13 protein-coding genes are annotated in these 20,653 nt (G+C 55.4%); 9 read left to right on the forward strand and 4 right to left on the reverse strand.

Annotation, left to right across the window (positions count from 1 at the left end; genetic code table 11):
- Window positions 1-58 precede the first annotated feature (58 nt).
- Window positions 59-1,420 (reverse strand): hypothetical protein, encoded by a 1,362-nt coding sequence (locus EXE41_RS13990; protein ID WP_137691330.1) that lies wholly within the window; start codon window positions 1,418-1,420, stop codon window positions 59-61.
- Window positions 1,417-4,593, reverse strand: coding sequence for an AAA family ATPase (locus tag EXE41_RS13995; RefSeq protein WP_137691331.1), 3,177 nt, complete (start codon window positions 4,591-4,593; stop codon window positions 1,417-1,419). The genes EXE41_RS13990 and EXE41_RS13995 overlap by 4 nt, the downstream gene beginning before the upstream one ends.
- A 201-nt stretch (window positions 4,594-4,794) precedes the next feature.
- Here EXE41_RS13995 and EXE41_RS14000 point away from each other — a divergent pair, with 201 nt between their 5' ends.
- From EXE41_RS14000 to EXE41_RS14010, 3 genes are all read left to right on the forward strand, one after another.
- Window positions 4,795-5,664 (forward strand): DNA adenine methylase, encoded by an 870-nt coding sequence (locus EXE41_RS14000; RefSeq protein WP_137691332.1) that lies wholly within the window; start codon window positions 4,795-4,797, stop codon window positions 5,662-5,664.
- Between the two features lie 71 nt (window positions 5,665-5,735).
- Entirely contained in the window at window positions 5,736-7,364 is a 1,629-nt protein-coding gene (locus EXE41_RS14005; protein ID WP_137691333.1) for a ribonuclease H-like domain-containing protein, read from the forward strand.
- Between the two features lie 35 nt (window positions 7,365-7,399).
- Window positions 7,400-9,910: a DEAD/DEAH box helicase gene (locus tag EXE41_RS14010; RefSeq protein WP_241987256.1), complete on the forward strand. Its 2,511-nt coding sequence runs from the start codon at window positions 7,400-7,402 to the stop codon at window positions 9,908-9,910.
- Window positions 9,911-9,996: 86 nt separating this feature from the next.
- Here the strand turns inward: EXE41_RS14010 and EXE41_RS14015 are convergent, their stop codons facing one another.
- Window positions 9,997-11,244, reverse strand: a complete 1,248-nt coding sequence (locus tag EXE41_RS14015) for a hypothetical protein (protein ID WP_137691334.1) — start codon at window positions 11,242-11,244, stop codon at window positions 9,997-9,999.
- A 196-nt stretch (window positions 11,245-11,440) separates the two neighbouring features.
- Here EXE41_RS14015 and EXE41_RS14020 point away from each other — a divergent pair, with 196 nt between their 5' ends.
- From EXE41_RS14020 to EXE41_RS14040, 5 genes are all read left to right on the forward strand, one after another.
- Window positions 11,441-11,902 carry a 6-pyruvoyl tetrahydropterin synthase family protein gene (locus tag EXE41_RS14020; RefSeq protein WP_094520216.1) on the forward strand — a complete coding sequence of 154 codons (462 nt, stop codon included), beginning with the start codon at window positions 11,441-11,443 and terminating at the stop codon, window positions 11,900-11,902.
- Window positions 11,902-12,678, forward strand: a complete 777-nt coding sequence (locus EXE41_RS14025) for a 7-carboxy-7-deazaguanine synthase QueE (protein WP_137691335.1) — start codon at window positions 11,902-11,904, stop codon at window positions 12,676-12,678. The genes EXE41_RS14020 and EXE41_RS14025 overlap by 1 nt, the downstream gene beginning before the upstream one ends.
- 94 nt (window positions 12,679-12,772) lie before the next feature.
- Window positions 12,773-13,462: a 7-cyano-7-deazaguanine synthase QueC gene (gene queC / locus EXE41_RS14030; RefSeq protein WP_137691336.1), complete on the forward strand. Its 690-nt coding sequence runs from the start codon at window positions 12,773-12,775 to the stop codon at window positions 13,460-13,462.
- 255 nt (window positions 13,463-13,717) lie between these two features.
- Window positions 13,718-14,230 (forward strand): hypothetical protein, encoded by a 513-nt coding sequence (locus tag EXE41_RS14035; protein ID WP_137691337.1) that lies wholly within the window; start codon window positions 13,718-13,720, stop codon window positions 14,228-14,230.
- Window positions 14,231-14,468: 238 nt separating this feature from the next.
- Window positions 14,469-15,833 (forward strand): hypothetical protein, encoded by a 1,365-nt coding sequence (locus EXE41_RS14040; protein WP_137691338.1) that lies wholly within the window; start codon window positions 14,469-14,471, stop codon window positions 15,831-15,833.
- A gap of 77 nt (window positions 15,834-15,910) precedes the next feature.
- On the opposite strand, the gene EXE41_RS14045 is transcribed toward EXE41_RS14040, so the two are convergent.
- Window positions 15,911-18,301, reverse strand: coding sequence for an MBL fold metallo-hydrolase (locus tag EXE41_RS14045; RefSeq protein ID WP_158294419.1), 2,391 nt, complete (start codon window positions 18,299-18,301; stop codon window positions 15,911-15,913).
- Between the two features lie 223 nt (window positions 18,302-18,524).
- Here EXE41_RS14045 and EXE41_RS14050 point away from each other — a divergent pair, with 223 nt between their 5' ends.
- Window positions 18,525-20,396, forward strand: a complete 1,872-nt coding sequence (locus EXE41_RS14050) for a hypothetical protein (RefSeq protein ID WP_137691340.1) — start codon at window positions 18,525-18,527, stop codon at window positions 20,394-20,396.
- The last annotated feature ends 257 nt before the right edge of the window (window positions 20,397-20,653 follow it).

Here is a 20,653-nt window from a genome sequence, read left to right on the forward strand (position 1 = left end):
CTCAAAATTGGTAGACAGCGGTGAGGTAAATGGCTGAACTGGTGTTACAGTGTTCGAGTTATTGATTGAGAACCGATCGGAGTATCGTCGGGAGCTCCTCATCAAGTTCTCCTGCCTGGATAATAGTGATCGGTTCGTCTTCCTGTGCGTCTACAGACGGTGTCTCTTGGTCGAGGTCCTGTACGACCAGTAAACCGTTCCATCCGCTGCCGAAGATGTCCTCTTCATCACTCGTGTCTTGCCCGAAGACGTAGTCTTCGTTGATGCGAAGGAAGGCGAGGTATTCGAGCGTCTCTTTGATTCCAGTTCGGATTGTTTCTTCGCGGGTACTATGCTTCACTTCGGCGATGAGGTATTCGTACGTGATCGGGTCGTCGGATTTGATTTCGAGGACGATGACGTCGGGGCGGCCAGTGTGGTTCTGGAAGTTCTTCTCGAAGTACGTGCTGGCGACGTCGCGTGCGGTTTGTTGGACGCACTCAGCACGGGTTGGTTCACGGTCATCCGGAGTGCCTCCTGTACGGAAGGAGAGGCCACGAGCGCTGGCGGACGTGTCGTGGTACAACACGATTTCTTGCTCACCGTCGATCTTAGCGACTTCTTGCCGTCCGCTCCTGATTGTTTGAAACACTGGTCGTGTGCCTTGTATATCTTCGAGCGTGCTGATGAAGCGGAAGAGGACGTAGAGTTCGAAGAGCCGGGCTTGGTCGTCTGGGGTGATCGCGGTTTGACTCAATAGTGTACGGAGCGCGTCGGGGTCGCCGTCGAACAACTCCTGACGGGCGCGGAGGAGCGTGGCGGCGTCGCGGTAGATTTCTTGTCGGGAGTTGGCGGCGGTGGTGAGCATGCGTTCGGTTGGTTCGTACGTGTCTGGGTCGCGGATGCGGCGGACGTGGACGTTGCGTTCGACGGTGCGTTGGACTTCGTCGATGAGGTCGGTGTTGGCTTGCCACCGGTCGGTGACCCAGTCGTAGTTGCCTTTCAGGTACTCGTCGGCGTCGCAGAGCGTCGTGTAGATGATTGAGAGGAGGCGTTTGAGGACGATGTTTTCGGGGATGTCGTAGTCCTCGGAGCGGTTTTCCGTGACGAACAGCGACCGGTCGTTCGGGTTGGTAGAGTACCGGGCTTTGACGGTTGAGCCCCAGTTGATGTGCCCGTCAATGCCACCGCGTTGCGTTCGGGCGACGGTTTTCGTTTCGGTGCGGACGTTTCGGAGGCGTTGTGAGAGTTGCTCGACGAATGTGACCACGTCGGGTTTGAGGATGAAGTGTAGGTCGAGGAGGAGCTCGTAGTCCTCGAAGCGTTGGTCGAGTGCCTCGGGTTTGATTGAGGTGGCGAGTTCCTGTTTGGGGAACCCGCCGTTCATGACGTACGCGAGGATGTCTTGGGTGAGCCCGTCGATGAGGTCCTCGCGGTTCATGACTCAGTCTCTGTGTCGATCGTGACTTGGAGCATGTCACTCGCCGCGGTTCTGAGCGTGTCGGTGTCGGTTGCGTCGACGGCTGCGATGTGCGTGATGATTTGTTTCCGTTCTGGGACGCCTTCGAGCTGCGGGAAAATATAGCTGATAACGGCCTCGGTAACGCGTTCTGAGAGGTCGTCTGTCGCGGAGGTGCGGCGGTTCGTGACGTACGTGAGCATGTCGCGGACGATTGCGGGGCCGATCGATCGGTCGTCAACGGCTTGGTTCGTCTGCTTCCACACTTGCCCGATCGCGTCGCGTTCCTCGTCGCTCGGGTCGAGTCCGTCCCAGGCGTCGATGTACGCGTTCATCTCGGTCGTCAGCTCAGTACGTGCGGTGTCGTCGTCACCGGTGGTAAATTCGGGAGCCGGGACGCGGATGAATGCGAAGCGCCGCATGAACGCGTAGCTCATTTCGTACAGCGAGGTTTTGTCGTACGTGTTCATGGTGGCGAAGATCCGCCAGGAGTCGGGGACAACGTACTGGTGTTCGGCTGGCAGGTCGTCGAGATGGTCGGTGGTGAGGAGTTCGATTTCGCGGTCGTTTCGCGTGAAGGGGAGTTGAACGGATTGTCCGGAGAGCAGCGTGAATAGTTGGCCGAAGGCTTTGTCGATGTCGGCGCGATTCAATTCGTCAATGATGACGGGCTCGTTCGATTGAACGCCGGTCTGTGTGTCTTTGAGCCGATTGAGGATAATGCCGGGCGTGAACGCGAGATCGGCGTTTGCGTTGTTGTCGTTGGTTTCGGTCGGCATGTACCCACCGACGGTGTCGAACGTGGACCAATCAGCGGTCGCCGTGGTGAGTTCAGATCCGGAGTACAGGTGCGGGTACGCGTCGGCGAGGTGCGTGGCGACGCGTTCTACGATCTCGGTTTTTCCGGTGCCGGGCGGGCCGGTCAGGATGACGTGGTCGCCGGCGAGGAGTGCGGCTTCGATTTGTTCGATAATCGTCTCACCAAGGTCACCCGGGAAGTACAACCCGTCAAGGAGATCATTGGCTGGGAGCGTCCCGGTAAACGGTTTCTCGTAATTGACTGGTGCGAGTTCTGTGAGATCTGGTGCTAGGGCGGTAAGGATGGCGCGTGGACGGGAGAGGTCTTGCGTGCCGTCTTCGCTGCGGAACGTGACGAACGTGTTCTGTGTCGGGAACTCTGTGCCGCTTGCCTCTCGACAGAGTTGTTGAACGCGGTTGATGGTGAGTCCGTTCTGCGTTAACGCGGTGAGTTCGTTGTTGAGTTCCGCGTGGCTTTTCGCTCGCGTGCTGGTTGTGAGATCGAGTGTGTTGATGTCGCTCGTGATGAAGAGTCGGTCGAGCCCGATGACACGCTCTATGAGTTGGTCTGTTTCGTGTTCGTCGTGTAGCCAGTACTCGGTTTTCTGGTACGGGTGGCCGAAGATCCCGACGCCGAACACGACTCCATCTTGGGGTTCCAGCTCGGTGTTCGACGGTTTTTGTTGCGCGTGGAAGATAGCGATGTCACCGGGTGAGGCGTCGCGCCAGTAGTCGGCGTGTGTCTCTTCTACGAGGATGCCGCGGTATTCGATGGCGGTTAGCCAGTAGTCGGGTGGCGCGGTGAGCTTGTAGACGGTGGTGTCGCTGTTTTCGTCGAGATGTGCGAGAACAGGATGGTCAATATCGGGTTCCTCCTCGTCGTCAGTCTCAGTATCGTCTGCTGGCTGCTGTGTTCCCTGTTTGAGGAGGTACTCGCCAGCTGCTTCGCTGAGGTTGTAGAAGTATTGCTGATTGATCCCACCAGCGTTCACGGGATAGTACTGGTCAAGGCGGTGCTCCCACAGTGTTTTAAACACGTCGGCGAATGCGAGCGGGTCTGGAAACCGCGTGAATTCGGTTTCGACACGATAGTGTTCCTCTTCATCGACATCATCATCTCCGTCACCGGTTGTGATGATGTGAGCTGGTTCGACGACTTCGTGATACCCAACGAGTTCGCCGTTGTTGTAGCTGAAGACGATGTCACCGACGGTGAGTTTCGGCAGATCGTACTGAAATAAGCCGTCGGTCGGGGCTCGGAGGAATTCTCCGTCAATTTCTTCTTCACCTTGATTTACCCAGTAGTACGGTGCTGGATCCGTGATTGGCTCGGTGGTGTCTGTCTGGTCATTGTGGGTGAGTATCGCTAGCAGGTCGTGCCAGTTGTTGGCTCGGCCGGTGAACGGGTCGTCGTAGGTCCCGTCATCCGCAACTCCGATCTCGATGCTTTGGGACGCAGAGGCAGCTTCGCTGAGGAGATCTTCTGTGAAATAGAGGAAGTCATCGAGGACCGGGTCGTACAAATCAGCGGTGTCTGTGTTGAGGACGATCCCGACGATCGTCTCAGCCGCATCGCGTTCTAATGCGTTGTGTTCGCTGTCAACGCTGATTTGTAGGAACACCGGATCGGTGTGTGAGCCTGTGTGTGAATCGTCTATGAATGGGTGATGAACACAGATGTGGGTTGGCTGGTCACCCGGAATCTCTACTTGGAATCCTTCGAGTGTGCTGTCTTCGAGAGATATTCCGTGCGTGTCGCAGTGCTGTCTCAGGACATCGATCCAGTCGGTCGTTGCGTCTCCAGTTGCTGGCGGGATTACGCCACGATCGCTGAGTAAATTGAGTGTTTCAACAGCGTCTCGCCCGGCCTTCGTCGGTGAGTTCGTGTCTCCCTCGTGGGTGAGGTATCCGAGCGCTTGGAGCCATTCTCGGTGCCGTTTGATTGCTGTGCCTGTGGACGCAGCATCGAATTCGGCGACGATCAGGTCCTGGATTTCCTCGTCAGTTTGAGGAGAGTCAGCAAGTGCGGTGAGAATTGTATCGAAGCCTTTGATCCCGCTGCGAAGCGCCTGAAGCACCACGAACGGGTCATGGGTTAGATTGTATCGTTCCCCGTACACTCCTAGGCGGCACGTCTCCCCCTCGAACCGCACGAGGTGTAGCGACTCGAAGAACCCCATGTTCCGATCGACAAACGACTCACCTCCACCGCCTGTATTGTGGTCGAACCACTCGTAGAGCGCTTTGCGAGACGGGTGTTCATCACCGACGAACGCGAGAAATTCTTGGAGGATTGAGATGCGGTTATCGACACCGCCGTAGAATCGGTCTGTACTCATGCGGCGATCGTCGTCCATACCCGCACTGTACACGGGAGTGATGTAACTCTAATTACTGAACGCCGCCACGATCGATGGCAGGCACTTGGACGAACTAGTAGAGCTGTTCGTAGATTACAGCGCGATGGCCTGTGTCTCCGAGTATCAGGTCAAATCTATAGCAGGCTGCTCTTGGAGACGAGACAGGCTTTTCTATACCGTATTGAAACGTGAGTGTGAATGGTGGAACCGATTTTGAAGTGGGCGGGTGGGAAACGCCAGCTTCTCTCGGAAGTCACGGGGCTCTTCCCGACGTCGTATGAGGCGTATCATGAGCCGTTCGTTGGCGGTGGAGCCGTGTTCTTTCACCTGAATCCTGATGCGGGGACGATTAATGATCTCAACGAGCGGTTAACGACGTTCTACGAGGTTGTCCGCGATCACCCGGATAAGCTTATTGAGGAGAATAAGACGCACAAGCATTCGGAGGAGTATTTTTACGAGGCACGCTCGGAGTTCAACGAGTTCCTCTCGGCCTCTACCCTGAAACATGAGAACCGTGTTCGGGAAGCGAGTCTGCTGTTGTATCTAAATCGGACGTGTTTCAACGGGTTATATCGAGAGAACAGCGACGGGGAATTCAACGTCTCGTTCGGCCGGTACACGAATCCGGACTGGGTACAGGAACAACGGATTCGGAAGGCCTCCCGCTCATTACAGGGTACCCGAGTGTTCAACACCGATTTTGAATACGTGGTTGAGGAGGCGACGGACGGCGATCTCGTGTATTTTGACCCGCCGTACGAGCCGGTGTCGAAAACAGCGGATTTCAATTCGTATCACGCCGATGGATTTGATCGAGACCATCAGCGTCGGTTGCGAGACGCGGCTGTTGAGCTCACAGAACAGAACGTCTCAGTTCTCATTTCGAATTCACCACCGGTCACAGAGTTGTATGAGGAGCATGACGCGTTCTCAGTGACGTACGTCGATGCGACGCGAGCGATTAACAGCGACGCAAGTAATCGTGGCGAGGTTGCTGAAATCCTGATAACGAACGTCCAACCTGAGAACCGGCGGCGGAAGACGCTCGCAGATTTCACTGAGTGACGACCTCTTCTAATCACTTTCACGCCGCTCTTCGAAGATTAATATGCTCCCGGGTCAACGTATCAGTTGAGATGACCGACGAGCCGGATTCTGCTCGGCACTCCGACTCCACCCGTCCACCACGGTTGAGTACTGACGGTGGGGAGACGGGGCCGCAACTGCCGGCGTTGCCGCCTCCGGATGAGTCGCCGACTCGAATCCTTGCGCTTTCTGGGGCCGCTGTGAGCAGCTCTCACCGCGATACCATCACCGCGATGGTCGATAGCTTGGATCCTGATGTGCTTGTTGCGACGGAGCCGCAGGCGAGTATCGTTGGCCCGGCTCTCAGTCGGGAGTTTGATTTCGATATTCTTGAAGTTGGCACCGGGATGCGGCCGGACGTGGCGATCACAGACGACGATCGATGTGTCGTCGTAGCGCTACCGATGGGTGAGGAGCCGCTCGACCCGGAGCGGATTGCGAGCAGAGTCGGGATATCTTCAGTGGGAGAAGATCCGGCTGATGTAGCGACGACTTCTCAGATCTGTCTGATTGACCAGTCTGTTTCGTTATCTGTGGATCCATATGCTCGGTCAGCAACGCTTGAGGGGTTCTGTACCTATCGTGGCCGGGTTCCGGATCAGTGGTGGACGCCGCGTACAGTTCATCTTTCGACGGCGTTACGAGCTGGGTTCACGACGACACGGAGTCATGGAGACGATGGTGACGCGCAGTTTGTTGGTGTCGGGACGTCGAACGCCGATCTCGGTGTTGGTACGACGGCGGATACGACACAGGCAACGCTCGTTGCGCTGTACTCGAACGGAGCGATCGACGTGTCCGAGATTGATCCGCAGAGATTCGGCTTGCGCGGCGTTCCGGAGATCGGACCGACACGGTTTGAGACGTTGCGTGATGCTGACATCACTACTGCCGATGCGCTCGCTGACACTCCGCTTCGGGAGCTCTCCGAATTGTCTGGGTTGGGGCGAACCTCTGCGAGCACGGTCCAGACCGCTGCGGAGGCACAGTCCACGAACAGTGTCTACCCGACGGGTGATGATTCGTTACCGAATCAGGAGCCGGTGTTCATCGACATTGAGACAGACGGGCTGAATCCATCGACGGCGTGGCTAATCGGGGTGCTCGACGGCGGCCCTGAGGATGGGCACTACATGAATTTCCGCGAGCAGGCGGTCGGTGACGGGTCACACCTGAAAGCGTTTATGACCTGGCTCACTGGTGCCGCAGCGGGGCGGCCGGTCGTCGCGTGGAACGGGTACCAATTCGACTTTCCGGTGATCACCGAACAACTCCAGCAGCATCACCCCGATCTCGTGGAGGCTTGGACCGACCGCTATCAGTTCGATGCGTTGTGGTGGGCTACAAAAAAGAACGGTGGTAACGCAGCGCTTCCTGGGCGAACGAACAAGCTGGAGCATGTCGCTGATGCGCTTGGCTGGGAGCCGTCGACGAATGGGATTGACGGTGAGACCGTTGCCAAGCTGTACACAGCGTATCGAAGCCAAGTTGCCGGAGACACGCATGCCGGAACCGTTGTTGAACCCGACTGGGACCGGTTGGAACGGTACTGCGAAGACGACGTGCGAGCGCTCGCGACGATTTACGAGCATCTCGAAGCAGCTGCGCGACGGGACTCGGAAACGAAGACGCCGACCGGTGAAAACAGCTCACAAGGCTCGCTCGCCGACTTCTCCTGACCATGACTGATAACCATTCACCTCGATCCGAACACGTGAGTTCAACCGACACGCGGATGCTGCGGCCCGACGGAGGGACTGCTCGCCACCGCGAGATTCTCTCTGAGTCGGAACTGAAAGAGTCGTTCCCGGACTGGCGTGAACAGATCCGGCATAGCGAGCGCCTCAACGCGCAGTCTGCTGAGACTGTCGCTCCCGAGGACGTGCTTCAGGATCGGCTCGCGTCACGGCTCGGCCATGATCTGTACTCGCATCAGGCCGAGGCACTGGATCTGCTCGCGGCCGATGAGAACGTGGTGATCACGACGTCGACCTCATCGGGCAAGACGCTGATCTACCAGCTTCAAATCGCACGGAATCACCTCGCTAACGATGATGCGACCGCACTCTGTCTGTTCCCGACGAAAGCGCTCACAAACGATCAAGAACAAGCGCTGAACGATCGGTTGCGCGGTGAGTTGGATCTTGATACTCACATCGGGACGTATGATGGTGACACCAAAGATGAGCGGAAACGGACTGTTCGTGAGAATGCGAACGTTATCCTCACGAACCCAGCCGGGTTGAACGTCTACTTACCGCGCCACAACAAGGATCGCGGCTGGCATCGCTTCTACAGTAATCTTGAGCTCGTGGTGATTGACGAGGGCCACGAGTACGGCGGTGTCATGGGGACCCATGTTGCGTGGATCTTGCGGCGGCTTCGGCGCGTGCTCGCCCACTACGGTGCGGATCCGCAGTTCGTGATCACGACTGCGACGATCGGTAATCCGGCTGCTCACGCCTCCACATTGACCGGGGCCGAGTTCAGCGTGGTCAGCGAGGATGGGTCGCCGCGTGGGAATCGTGATATCGTGTTGTGGGAGCCGCCGCTCGATGACGAGGCGCTTGAAGGGTATGATGATGGCAGCGGCGACCTGATGGAGGGGTTCGAACAGGCGCGTCGGTCCAGTGCGCGTGAAGCGTCCTCCGTGACGGCGCACTTGGCGGTCAACGGGATCCAGACGCTACAGTTCACGACAGCCCGTCAAGGAACCGAGATCGGTGCAAAACAAACGGTACAGGCCGTTCGTGACCACCCGCGTGATGGGTACATCGACGTCGAACCTTACCACGCGGGCCTTGGCAAGCGGAAGCGTCGATCCGTCGAAAACCAATTGAAAAGCGCTGACCTCGATGCGGTCATCTCGACGAACGCGTTGGAGCTGGGGATTGATATCGGGTCGGTGGACGCAACGGTGACGGACTCATATCCGGGGACCAAACAGTCCTTCTGGCAACAGATCGGGCGTGCTGGCCGCGGGACGAGCGACGCACTCTCAGTGCTTGTCGGGGGGAAGGACGCGATGGATGCCTATATTCTCGATAATCCAGGGTATCTATTCGATGACGACACCGTGGAGGACGCGGTGGTCTCTATCAATAACGACCGCGTCTTCGCGGACCATCTGCTCGCAGCAGCTGCAGAGCGTCCGTTGACGGCTGAGGATGCGCCGTATCTCGGTGGCGAGGACCGGTTCCGGGAAATGACTGCCATGTGGCAAGACGCCGGGCTACTTGAACAAGCGGGGGATCTCGACGCTGGCGGTGTTACCTACGCCGGCGACCGACGCCCGCAGAGCCGGATCTCATTGTACGGGACGACAGGCATCGATTACGAGGTAGTCTGTACCAACGGCGAAATTGAGCACGACCCGGTCGCTACGGAACGAGCCTACCGCGACTACCACGAGGGGGCGTTGTTCCTCCATGCGGGCCAACAGTACGAAGTGACAGAGGTGGACCACAGCCAGCCTCACCCGCGAATCCACGTCGAGGAGGTGGAAACTGCCCACTACACGCAGACGCTGTCAACCAAGCAGGTTCAGGATCTCGACGTCAAAGACCACACTTCGCTGGCAGGTGATTATGATATCTACTTTGGGACAGGGACGGTGCGGATCACCTACGGGAACTACATGGTCCGTGACTACCGAACGGGCGAACTCATTGACGGACCGCTTCCGACCGAGACACCACCGCTTGATTTACAGACCGAGCTCCTGTGGGTCTCGCTGCCCGGGGACCATCTACGGACGACGATTAATGCCCTTGATGCGCCGCTCTTGGAACCGACGGAACGCGCAGGCGATGATCCGCGAGTGCCGATGGAACAAGCGCGGTACACGTACGCCGGCGGGCTCCACGCCGCTGAACACGGGATCATCCAGCTCGCACCGCTGGAGCTGATGATCGACAATCACGATATTGGCGGGCTCTCAACGCCGTCGCACCCACACGAGACGATCCCCGGGCCGACATGGTTTGTTCATGATGGAATCGACGGTGGGATTGGCTTCTCAAAAGCGATATACGAGCACATCGAGACACTAGCGGACCGGACACGCGAACACATTGCGGACTGTGAATGTGGCCGTCGCCGGGGCTGCCCGCTCTGTGTCATGAGCGAAGACTGTGGGAACAACAACGACCCGCTCGATACCGCGACCGGGACGATGATTCTCGATGACCTGCTGGCAGCGTTCGATACACAGTCAGAGAGGTAGCGGGGTATTCGACGCGGAACAATCCGTTCGCAGACGGACCTAAGCCGGTGAGTGCGTACAGTTCTCCGTTGAAACTCTCTCTTGGGTCACCGTGGTCCGGATGCGCTACCAACCGCTTGCTCTAACCGCCATGTGTTGCTCAACACGGTCTTCTTGTCGTCGGTGCCGCCGGTGGTGAGGATTCCGACGTGGTAGAGCTGGTATTTGAATTGGAAGTGAATGCCAGACTTGTACACCGTCGGATCAGTCAGCACGGCTTCATTGATGTCGCCGTCTGCGGTGAGGACATCGTCCCGTCGATTCTGGGTGAAGAACACTTCGACGGCGAGTGGTTGGTTGATGCGTGTGGCTTCGAGCGCGACGTTGGCGAGCGTTGCGTCACGGACACCGTCTTGATGAAGTCGCTCAAGCGCGCTGATGATGAGCCGCGTGGGTTCGTATTGGATGGCGACGGACCGTGCGAGCTGCGCCCATCGCGGGGCGAGCTCGGTGAACCTCGTTGATCTGCCTGTCCACGTGTCGAACTCGGCGAGCGCCGCTGTTACACTGCCGTGTTGGTCGCGGGCGAAGCGCACGACTTCTGCGCCGAGGTGCGTGAGCGAGTCGCCGTTTGGCTGGTCGTCGACGATGTTCAACAGAATAGCGCCGCGCCGCCCACCAGAAATAGCGTTGATGACGTTGTCGGCGTACACAGTGTCGGTGTCACTGTCGGCTGCGAGTGCGAGCGCGTATCCGAGATAGTTTTTCGGGTGGTTCACCGGGAAACTCCCGTCGGTGAGGCGGTGCGTGGTTGCTTGGAGTCGCACCGCGTCGATCGTCGTGGAGAACTCGCCGGCCCCAGTAACCCGAGCAGGCTCGACGACACGCGCGGAGTCGGTGTCTTCCACGGCGATGACACCGACGTTAAGACTCCTCGCTTGTGCGCGCGCCGTATCAGTGATACTGGGGGCTGGCGCGGCGACGTACCCGAGGTTGACTTCGGAGAGGTGTGCGTGCGCTTGCGTGATGCCGCGAGCGACGTCGGCAGCGGCCGGGTCCGAGTTGTGGCCTTTCGCCTCGATCACCGCGACTGGTGTCGTGGCCGTATCCCCGTTCAGCACCTTGGTGGCCGGCATTCCAACGCCGAGAAGATCAGGTTCCCCAGCAGCGAGTCGAATCGTGTTGTACGGCGCAAGCCACTCTCGTAGCGCCTGCGGAATGGTCCACCCGCCCCACGTGGATTGCGTGAACTGCGTTTCTGTGACCGCGTACTGATCGGGGCTCGTCTCAATATCAGGATACAGCGTATCTTTCGCAGCAGCAAGCACCGTAGGTTCAGCGAGCGAGGCTGCCATTATACTGCCAATTACGCGTGGGAAACATAATTGGGGGGTTTAGAGATCCCGAATCAGAGGCGTGGTGTATCTATTTGCCATGAGTTCTAAATTTACCGTTGACACTCTTTGATGGCTTCCGTCGATCGTACAGCCTGAGGCATCGGCAGGACGACCAAATCTCAACGCTTATCCCTCACACAAGTATTCTTCAAGTATGTCCCAGAGCATATCGAAAGATGACTCTAAGCCGATCGATCTCGCTGAGGCAGGCCAACGAACACTCCAAATCGGAGCCGACAACCCCATCCGAATCAGCTCGGGCCATCGAATCCTCCATCACGATGGGAAGTGCTCGCGGCCACATGGCCACAACTACGAGATCACCGTGGAAGTGACCGGGGAACTCACCGAAGAAGGCTGGGTCGTCGACAAAGGCGACGTCACGGACGTCATCGACGCGTGGGACCACCGGTTCCTCGTTGAGGAGGGCGACCCACTTGTCGATGCCTTCGAAGCGTCGGGCGACGGCGACGCCCTCGTCGTCCTCGATCACCCGCCGACCGCGGAGGTGATGAGCGTCCTCCTCGAACAACGCATGCTCGATGCGTTCCCGGATACCGTCTCGGACGTGTCGGTGTCGGTGAGCGAAACCGGCGAACTCTGTGCGAGTTACTGATGCCGGTCGCTAGCGATATCGAGGAACCCGCAACGGACGCTGACGTGACTAGTGAGGGCCTCCCGATCAACGAGGTGTTCTACTCGTTACAGGGTGAGGGAACGCTCGCAGGTGTCCCTTCTGTCTTCGTGCGGACGTCTGGGTGTAACCTCCGGTGTTGGTTCTGTGATTCCTACCATACGTCGTGGGAGCCGACCGGGGCGTGGCGCGACGTCGACTCGATCGTCGAGGAAATACAGTCCCACGAACAGGCTGGCCACGTCGTGCTCACAGGTGGGGAACCACTCATCCACGAGGAGTCCGTCGGGCTCTTAGAACGGCTTGACGCAGAGGGGTATCACACGACGGTGGAGACGAACGGGACGATCCATCGGGACGCGCCGATCGATCTGGCGAGTATCAGCCCGAAGTTGGCGAACAGCACGCCGACACCGGAGCGTGACCCGAAGGGGGAGGGCGAGTGGGAACAGAAACACGAACAGAACCGGATCGATATGGATGCGTTGTCTCAGATGGTCGATGCGTACGAGACCCAACTCAAGTTCGTCGTGACCGACGAGTCGGACCTCCCGGAGATCACGGACCTGGTTGACCGAGTGCGAGAAGCGACGGCGACGACCGTTGCCGATGATGACGTCCTGTTAATGCCGGAGGGCATGACGCGCGAGCAACTCGACGGGACGCGAAGCGAGGTCGCCGAGCTGGCGATGGAGTACGGCTACCGGTACACGCCGCGACTGCACGTGGACCTATGGAACGACGCACCGGGTACATGAGTACGTCACTCTCAAAGACCGGTCGGCAGAGCGCGGTGCCGCGAGTGCGGTGTGGTGAACAGAGCGATAATCGATTCGACGCAACCAAGCAGACATGAGCAACAAAAGCGCGGTCATTCTGGTATCCGGCGGGATGGATAGTGCGACGGCTGTGTACGAGGCGATCGAGCAAGGGTACGAGCCGTACTTCCTCCATACGTCGTACGGGCAACGCACCGAAGACAAAGAGTTCGAGTGCGCGAAAGCGCTCGCTGAGGAGGTCGATGCGGCTGACTTCCTCCACATCGAAACGGGGCACCTCTCGCAGATCGGGGCATCAAGTCTGACGGACGAAGAGATGGACGTGGCCGACGCGGATCTTGAGAGCGATGAGATCCCGACGTCGTACGTCCCCTTCCGCAACGCCAATCTGTTGTCGATGGCGACGTCGTACGCGGAGGCGACTGATTCAGAGGCGCTGTTCATTGGGGCGCACTCCGAGGACTTCTCCGGGTATCCCGACTGCCGCCCCGCCTTCTTCGAAGCCTTTCAGAACGTGATCGATGTCGGCACGAAACCGGAGACGGAGATCGAGCTGAAAGCGCCGTTCGTCGAGTGGTCGAAGACGGAGATTGCGGAGCGTGGCTTGGAACTCGGCGTGCCGTACGACATCACGTGGTCGTGTTACCGAGACGAGGAGCCAGCGTGCGGGACGTGTGATGCGTGTGCGTTCCGGCTTGAGGCGTTCCGAAATGCTGGGTCACAAGATCCGATCAAGTATGCTGAGCGGCCGGAGTTCTCGTGATGCGCTTGTTCAAACGAAGTAGGAGGTACTGACCCGAGCTGCTGCGCTCAAGAACCGTCGCTGACGGCACCGGTAAGCTTCTTGTGTTGAATTATCTCGCAATTCTGTTCAGAGTATGGATGAGCGCTACAACGACACCAAACGCTTCTGATACTAACTGAGGGATTAGTTGGGACATGAGTCTCCCCATCATGTGTTTTTGTGATCTCATAATCCTCAGACAACTTTATCAGATTCGGAATATGTACCTGTTCTATGTACTTTTGTGACGACTGTGGGAGTATGATAACCCCACAGAATGGGAGTGGTCAGTGTGAAAATTGCGGCGCAGAGTACGAAATACAGGGTGGGAAGTCAGAATCGTTCGAAAATGAGGCTGAGGAGAATCTTGGTGTTGCCGACGGTGGGGAGTCCACAAAAACAAAACTAGAGTCTCTTCCAACGACAAAATCAGGAAGTATACCGAAATCGGAAGCGATGGATTGGCTGAAGAATCGAGATCGACCGTCGGGGGCCGAGATGAAGCGAGCGATGATGGAAAAGCCGAGCGACTTTGAGGGGAGCACATACCCGACAGATATCTCGAATATTCGAATTACCGGCGATCCCCAATTCATTGAAACCATCGCAGGGCTATTCCGCTGGGTTGTCGATATGGAGGACTACAGTCGTCGGGTTGAGATTAACCTGAAGGAGACTGAGGACCGAGAGACTGGTGAGAAAACGGGAAATTACGCATTGTATTTGTCTGTTACAGAACGCGGATAGCATGCTTGTAGGACGCTATTACAGCCGATTTCTCCGCAAATAGCGATGCGCCGTCGTGATTCGACTGGTAACATTTCGGCTAGTTATGAGCGTCACTGACAGCAACTTCTCGACGGCCCGGATAACGGCCAGTTAACGATCTGTCTGTGTGGCCGCTGCTCAGATTGAGCTAAAAGAACATTCACCAAAGCGACCACAAACACTTATCCGATACTTGTCGGTAGTCATACCAGTACTAATGACTCAGTTTGGGCCCCGCCACGAGAAACTCCTCGACGCATGGGCAACCACTATTGAGACAAATGGGCGGGGAAACGGCTTTGATTTTACATCGCCAACACGGACCAACGTACTTGAACAGAAAGTAGAGGCCTTTCTTGACTCGCCGTCTGAAGACGAGTTTAGGGATGTATGGCAGAGCGAGCTGATCCGGGGTGCAGCGTTTGGTGGATCAAATGCGGTCCTGAATAATTGGAATCTGCCGATAGATGCGTTGGCCGAGTTCATTCGAGAAATTAGGGATGCCACCTCATATGATCCAAGTTGGGAACGACAGATTCCGGAATACGTTATCCCAGCAGTTCGTGAATTTTATGGCAGATGTGATCCTGAGACGAGACCGATTCTTAGCTCAGCTACGCAACGAGGATTGTCCACGTTCGGATTTGGGACGGTCGAATCCTTTTCTGATGCAGCGGGGGCACTGAGGAATTTTCAGGAGCGGTACTGCGAGCAAATTGGCCATATGACTGCAGGAACCGAGCACGAAGTGGCACTTTCTGATGAAATCGAGCAGTTCCTCCATCTTGTGTCTACGTCCGACGAGGCAGAGCTCCGCAAAACACTCGACATGGCTGTGCCGATGTATGAGACGTTTGCCGGATGGGATGCCCTCCAAACTCACGGCAACCCGATCGAACTTCACGGTCTTTCCACGGTACTCGATTCCTTTTCGGCGGCCTCGAATAGTGCGGCATACGAACGGGATACGCCGCTTGAACAGTGGGGCGATAATCACTGGGAGACGTGGAAAGACGAATATTGCGCATACGTTTCCGGCGAGGTCCTGTCGAAATACGATCTAACCGAACTACAGGCCGCCGATGTAGAACCGTTCTTGGACGACCTGTCGGTCGCTGAGCCGCTTTCTGATGTCATTCCAATCTACCTGCTCGGCGGCCGGTGGCAGCCGTGGGACACCTTCCAACAGCTATCGACGACGAAATCGGACAAAGCCGCGACTGTGCTCTCAAATTTGCTGAACGAGGATGCTGGCCCACTGATGGACCGGCTTGAATCGTTCAACGACTTGTACAGTGAACTCTCCGATTCGGGAAGCGAGCGGATGTCTGTTGCAACGATGTTACTGATGATCGTACACCCGGATCAGTACGTCATGTATCGATACCAGATGTTCGATGATTTCTTTTCTGAATTTAGTGACTACAGTGTTCCATACGGGTTCAACCCCGGTGATTACATATTAATGCTTGACGCGCTCCGGGGCGTACAAGCCGATCTTGATACCACAACCGATCACGACATCCGAATGTTGGACGTCCACTCTCTCCTGTGGCTTGTTCATCGAGAAGGTCCGCCGTGAGTACACTTAGAGGTATCATCGCTCGACGCGATTACAGGTCTAACTTTCAACCAGGAGTTCAAAAACCCAGATGTAGACTATGTGTCGGCCCCTGCGTAGCATAAAACCGCGGTAGCGACGACATCATCACGTGATTGAGTAGGCGACGCAGGATGTTCGGTAACGGCGTCGACGAGGGCCGGGTCGACGCCGATCGTTACACTTAGTGTCTGATCGTCTTTGTCGAGCCCGACAAGATCTCCAAGGAGTTCTCCGTAAGCCGTGGTTTTGAACGAATCAAGATCAGTGAACTCATCGGAATCTGTAACTACGCCAGCTAAGGCCTGATCCACTATCGACGAGTGTGAGGAGACACTAGTCTCCGGTTCAGTCTCTATTCCACGAAGTCGGTCACCAAGGTATGCTGTCGTCGCGTCGGTAGCAACATCAGCGATGGTCATCGGACCTTCGTCAGTCTCTGCTATGAGGTGAGTAGCAAGTGACGTTGTTAGCGGATCTAACACGACGAAGAATCCCTGATTATCTTCCTGCTCAGTCGATGTAGTGGGGGATTCTGGTGCGGGGTAAGTTTCGGTTGTTTCCGTTTCGGGATTCTCCGATGTGGATTGAGTTTCGGTTGTTTCTGTTTCCGGCTTCGAATCCGGCGACACGGATGGAGCATCAGGAGAATCCACATTCTTATCACTGTCTGTCGGCGTAGTAGCGTCCGAATCATCCGACTCAGCGGTTGAACGAACTGAATCAGATTGTGATGTATTGTGATCGGCATCACCTGCGCCATCGGTATTTTCATCATCAGGTGACTCGGTTTCGTCTGCCGATGTCGCTGACTGCTGACTACGCCGTGCGATTTCTTTGAGATCTGCTTTTGAGAGTTCTCCGGATTTTATTGCGGAGACAACCCAGTCATCAAGTTGATTGAATGATGCGCCAGTGGTGCGAACAAGCCCTACGGATTCGGCTGGTGAGCCTTGTGAGTCGGATTTAGTATCGTCCTGATCGTCATCTGAGGTTGTCATGCTGGGTGAGTTTGGTTTGCGGGCAGTTGCCGTCGAGGAGCCAGTATCGCTATCAGCGGCCTCTGTTGTGGTCGGGCCGGTATACGCCGTCTCCTGGGCCAGTACCTGTTTCACGTGCTCGATGTCAATGCCTTCAGCAGGAAGATCGACCGTTGGGGAACGTGATAGACTGGGCAAATCGACATCGGAAAAGAGATCTGTTTCAGTTAATGCACCGACGCTTTGCGTCGTGGCTTGTGTTGGGGTCCGACCGCCGTTGGGAGCCCACGGCGGTGCGCGCCACTGTCCATTCGCGTACAGCGTGTACTCGCCAGAATCCGATGGTGACCACACGTTACTATTGAGATGATTGAATTGGTTACCAGCCCCGCGATGCGTGTGCGTGATAACGGTGTGCTGTGGGTTAGCCGACTCATGTACCGATTCTAGGGCGTCGTATTCCGGATGGTTCACGATGCGGAAATCATGAACGGTACACTGTCCGCTCCGAATCGGAGATTGCCCGGACCCAATCAGCTGTACGACACACGCGTCTGGCTGGTCCCGTAACACGCCATATAGTCGGCCAGAACTACGTTCACTCGGAACATCTGGGCCAGCGATCGTGATTATCCCACGTCCCAGGGCCTCATCAGTATGGGAAAACTCCGGGACAGGTCGGACAGCGTCAGCCTCGTACTCCAATCGCTCATACAGCTTTGCGGCCTGCCCCACGACGCGTACTCGGACTCCAAGTTCAAATCGCTCAATCAACGCACCCAATAGATACGCAACGTGAACACCCACAATACCGCTTGTCGTGACGAGTGTCTGCATCCCGCTATGTGCTTGCTGTAGCGCAATGCCAAGCGCCTCAGACAACTCTGAAGAGAAGTTACTGCTCGTCGCCACGGTGAGAAATAGGACATCCACGTCTTGAATCGAGTCAAGTGGGAATTCCGGATACCCGCCTGCCCGGGTGAGCGTAAAGTCACCTGTCGCAAGAATGTAACCGGTGTCGACACCCTGGTCCTTCTCAAATCGGAATAGATACCCGACTGCTCCGGGGACGTGTCCGGCAGGTACCGGATGAAATGCTACTTCGGACCCAACTGATGTCCACCCGTCGACGGGCTCAATTGCTGATGCAAGCGAGTCGTCTGCTTTGACCCCTGGCTGTTGTGCTGCGATGTCGAGTACGTCGCCGATGATCTGGGCCGTTGCTGGTGAGGTGTATACTGACGTGTCGGCGTCTATACACTGATCTAGTGACTGGTAATGATCTGAATGAGCGTGGGTAAGACAGACGGCATCGATCATTTCGTTCCGGTTCAGTATCCGATCAAGCTCAAGTTCTGCACCGGCATCGACCAAGATGGTTGTCGGACTGTCGGCGTTCGCAAATTGAAATCGCAAGAGAAAGGACTCGTTTCCCCCGTGTGGGTTCGCATGATGATATGAGAGATCCACCTGAATTTCTAATAAATTAGCATGTTATAATGATGTGTCGGTGTCTGTGTACAATCTTTGTAGTTCTACTAGCTTAGTAATCAGATGCGTTTTATACCCGGATCCAATTCCGTCAAATATCTATTACTATTGCTAGGTGGACGAATCTATATTCAGTTAGTCGATAAGTCAACTGCGAACCCGATTATCTTAAATAACTACAATTTGACTGATTTATTTGTTCGTGCCTGTCTTTCACAAATATAGTTCAGACTATCATAAGTCAGGGTATTACGTCAACGTGAATTGGAGTGCCCCTCACCCTTATCCACTTCAGACACCGGCAATAACCGAGCAGATATATCGTGAATTTGGATTCGAACCAGGCGACAACGTACCGAATGAACTTACATCACGCCTATTTAATGCGGGTCTTCATTGGACTGAAGGTAATGGAACGGGCGATCCACAGCAACAGACGAATCTCAACCCAATATCTGATGCCGATTTTCCGGAATTAGATTTAGATCAGCTCAACGGTGTTTATGAACTACTAGACAGAGTTGAGGGCAATATCGAGGGACAGACTGTCGATACAGGGTCTATTGATGAACTCCGATCTCAACTAGACAAACTCCGAAAAAAGTCAAACTCAGGGAGAAGTACGATAGATGTGGAAGATGCGCCAGATCAAATAGCACCGCTCATTAGCGATATCTTGGAAGAAGAGATTGACCAGAAAGAGGCAGATAGACTACAAGACAAGGCCGAGTTCCCGAGGAAATTCAGTCAATCACTTTATCAGTTTGTTCGAGACCATCCAATAACTCCTCAAAATGTAGCCGTCAATGATCATGGTGACCCAAGTTATCGATTCCAAAGTGGTTCTGTTGAATGGGAACTTGCGGACTGTCGGCCAAAGAACCTTGATTTCGACTGGGCAGTAACAATATCTCCGGAAGCAAGTCGTCAGTTCGGGATTCGCGTAACATCAGATGGAATCGTGCGACTTGTTCATCAGAAAGACCGCTTAAGCGAACAGCAAGCAGCAGATCTTATTACAATAGTACCCTGTCTAGTCTGGCTACTTGATATCTTAGATGGATATCCAATCCACGACCATTGGAACGGTTCTGGTATCCAAAATGATCTTCCTAGTCCGCATCAAGAGTGGTTTGAGGCACAAATCCGTTCAGCTGTCAGCGCTCTCGATCTAAACCAAAATCCCACAGAGGGCGTGATTATAGACAATCCGGGGCGGTACTTTGCCCGCGTTCGCAGTGTAGATCGTTCTATCGTCTGCGTCCCTGTGAGTTCTCTACCAGACTCTGCTGAAATTGGAACTGAAGTCACATTTGAAACAACAGTAAAGTACGGAAGTCTATATGCTAAAGAGATTACAGGAATAGAGATTAAAGATCCTGGAAGAAGAGAGATCAGAATCCAAGATGATGATAAAGAGTACTCTGTTCAGATTCCCCACCCACAGGAAGCTGCTACTTCGAAGGCTCTTTTAAGAACATTGAGGGCTATATTCGATACAATAAGCCCAGCTGCCGCACTAAGTAATGAGCCAGTTCAGGAGTTGGCAAATTGCCTTGGATCGGCTGAGTTGAATGAATCAGACAAATTGCTCGGAGTACTTCTTGAACACACTCCGTTTGATCCAAACACATTCCCGAAAATTGTTGATGAAATACACACTCATAAACAAATCCCAGATGAGGCAGGTTTTCAATTGGTCCCGCTTACATTTTCTGTCGCCGTCTTCTATGATGTTGTTGATTCAAAGGCAGTTATTGAACAGGCAGACCAACAAGGAGACACAACCGTTCTCTATCAACGAGATGGGGAGATCCTCGTCGTTGGGCAAGAATTACTCTGGCACTCAGTTTCTGAACCGTTAGCAGCAATCCCGGATCAACTTAGAAAATCCATCACTAAGACAGAGCATGGTCGGTTAATAGTCGATCTTCTCCCATCAACCATCGCGGCACTCAGCGAACGACAGTTCTACGCGAGTCGGCCAAGTGGAGACGCGTTCGTAAATCAAATACTCCGCAGTGGGGCTGAAGATGTGGGGGTACACTTGCTCTATCTCGCGTCAGACGATTAATGACCTGAGGCACATCTTTTGGCACAGGAGGGTGCGTTACAAATCACCTCAGCTTTGAACGTTGTCATGTTGACACTATTTGGCCCGAAATCGGAGGAAAAGACGTTCTACGAGGAGTCTACGGTATCGGCCGAACTGGAGGGTGATTCACAGAGGATAATGAAGCCAGCGTTCACGGCGTTTGAACCTCTAGTGGAGAGTGGAGCGTCTGCGGCTGAACTCCCTTTTCCATGCTCACACCGTCTCAGCCGCCATTT

Origin of the sequence: Halorubrum sp. SD690R (assembly GCF_005435035.1) — an archaeon.
Lineage (GTDB): Archaea > Halobacteriota > Halobacteria > Halobacteriales > Haloferacaceae > Halorubrum > Halorubrum ezzemoulense.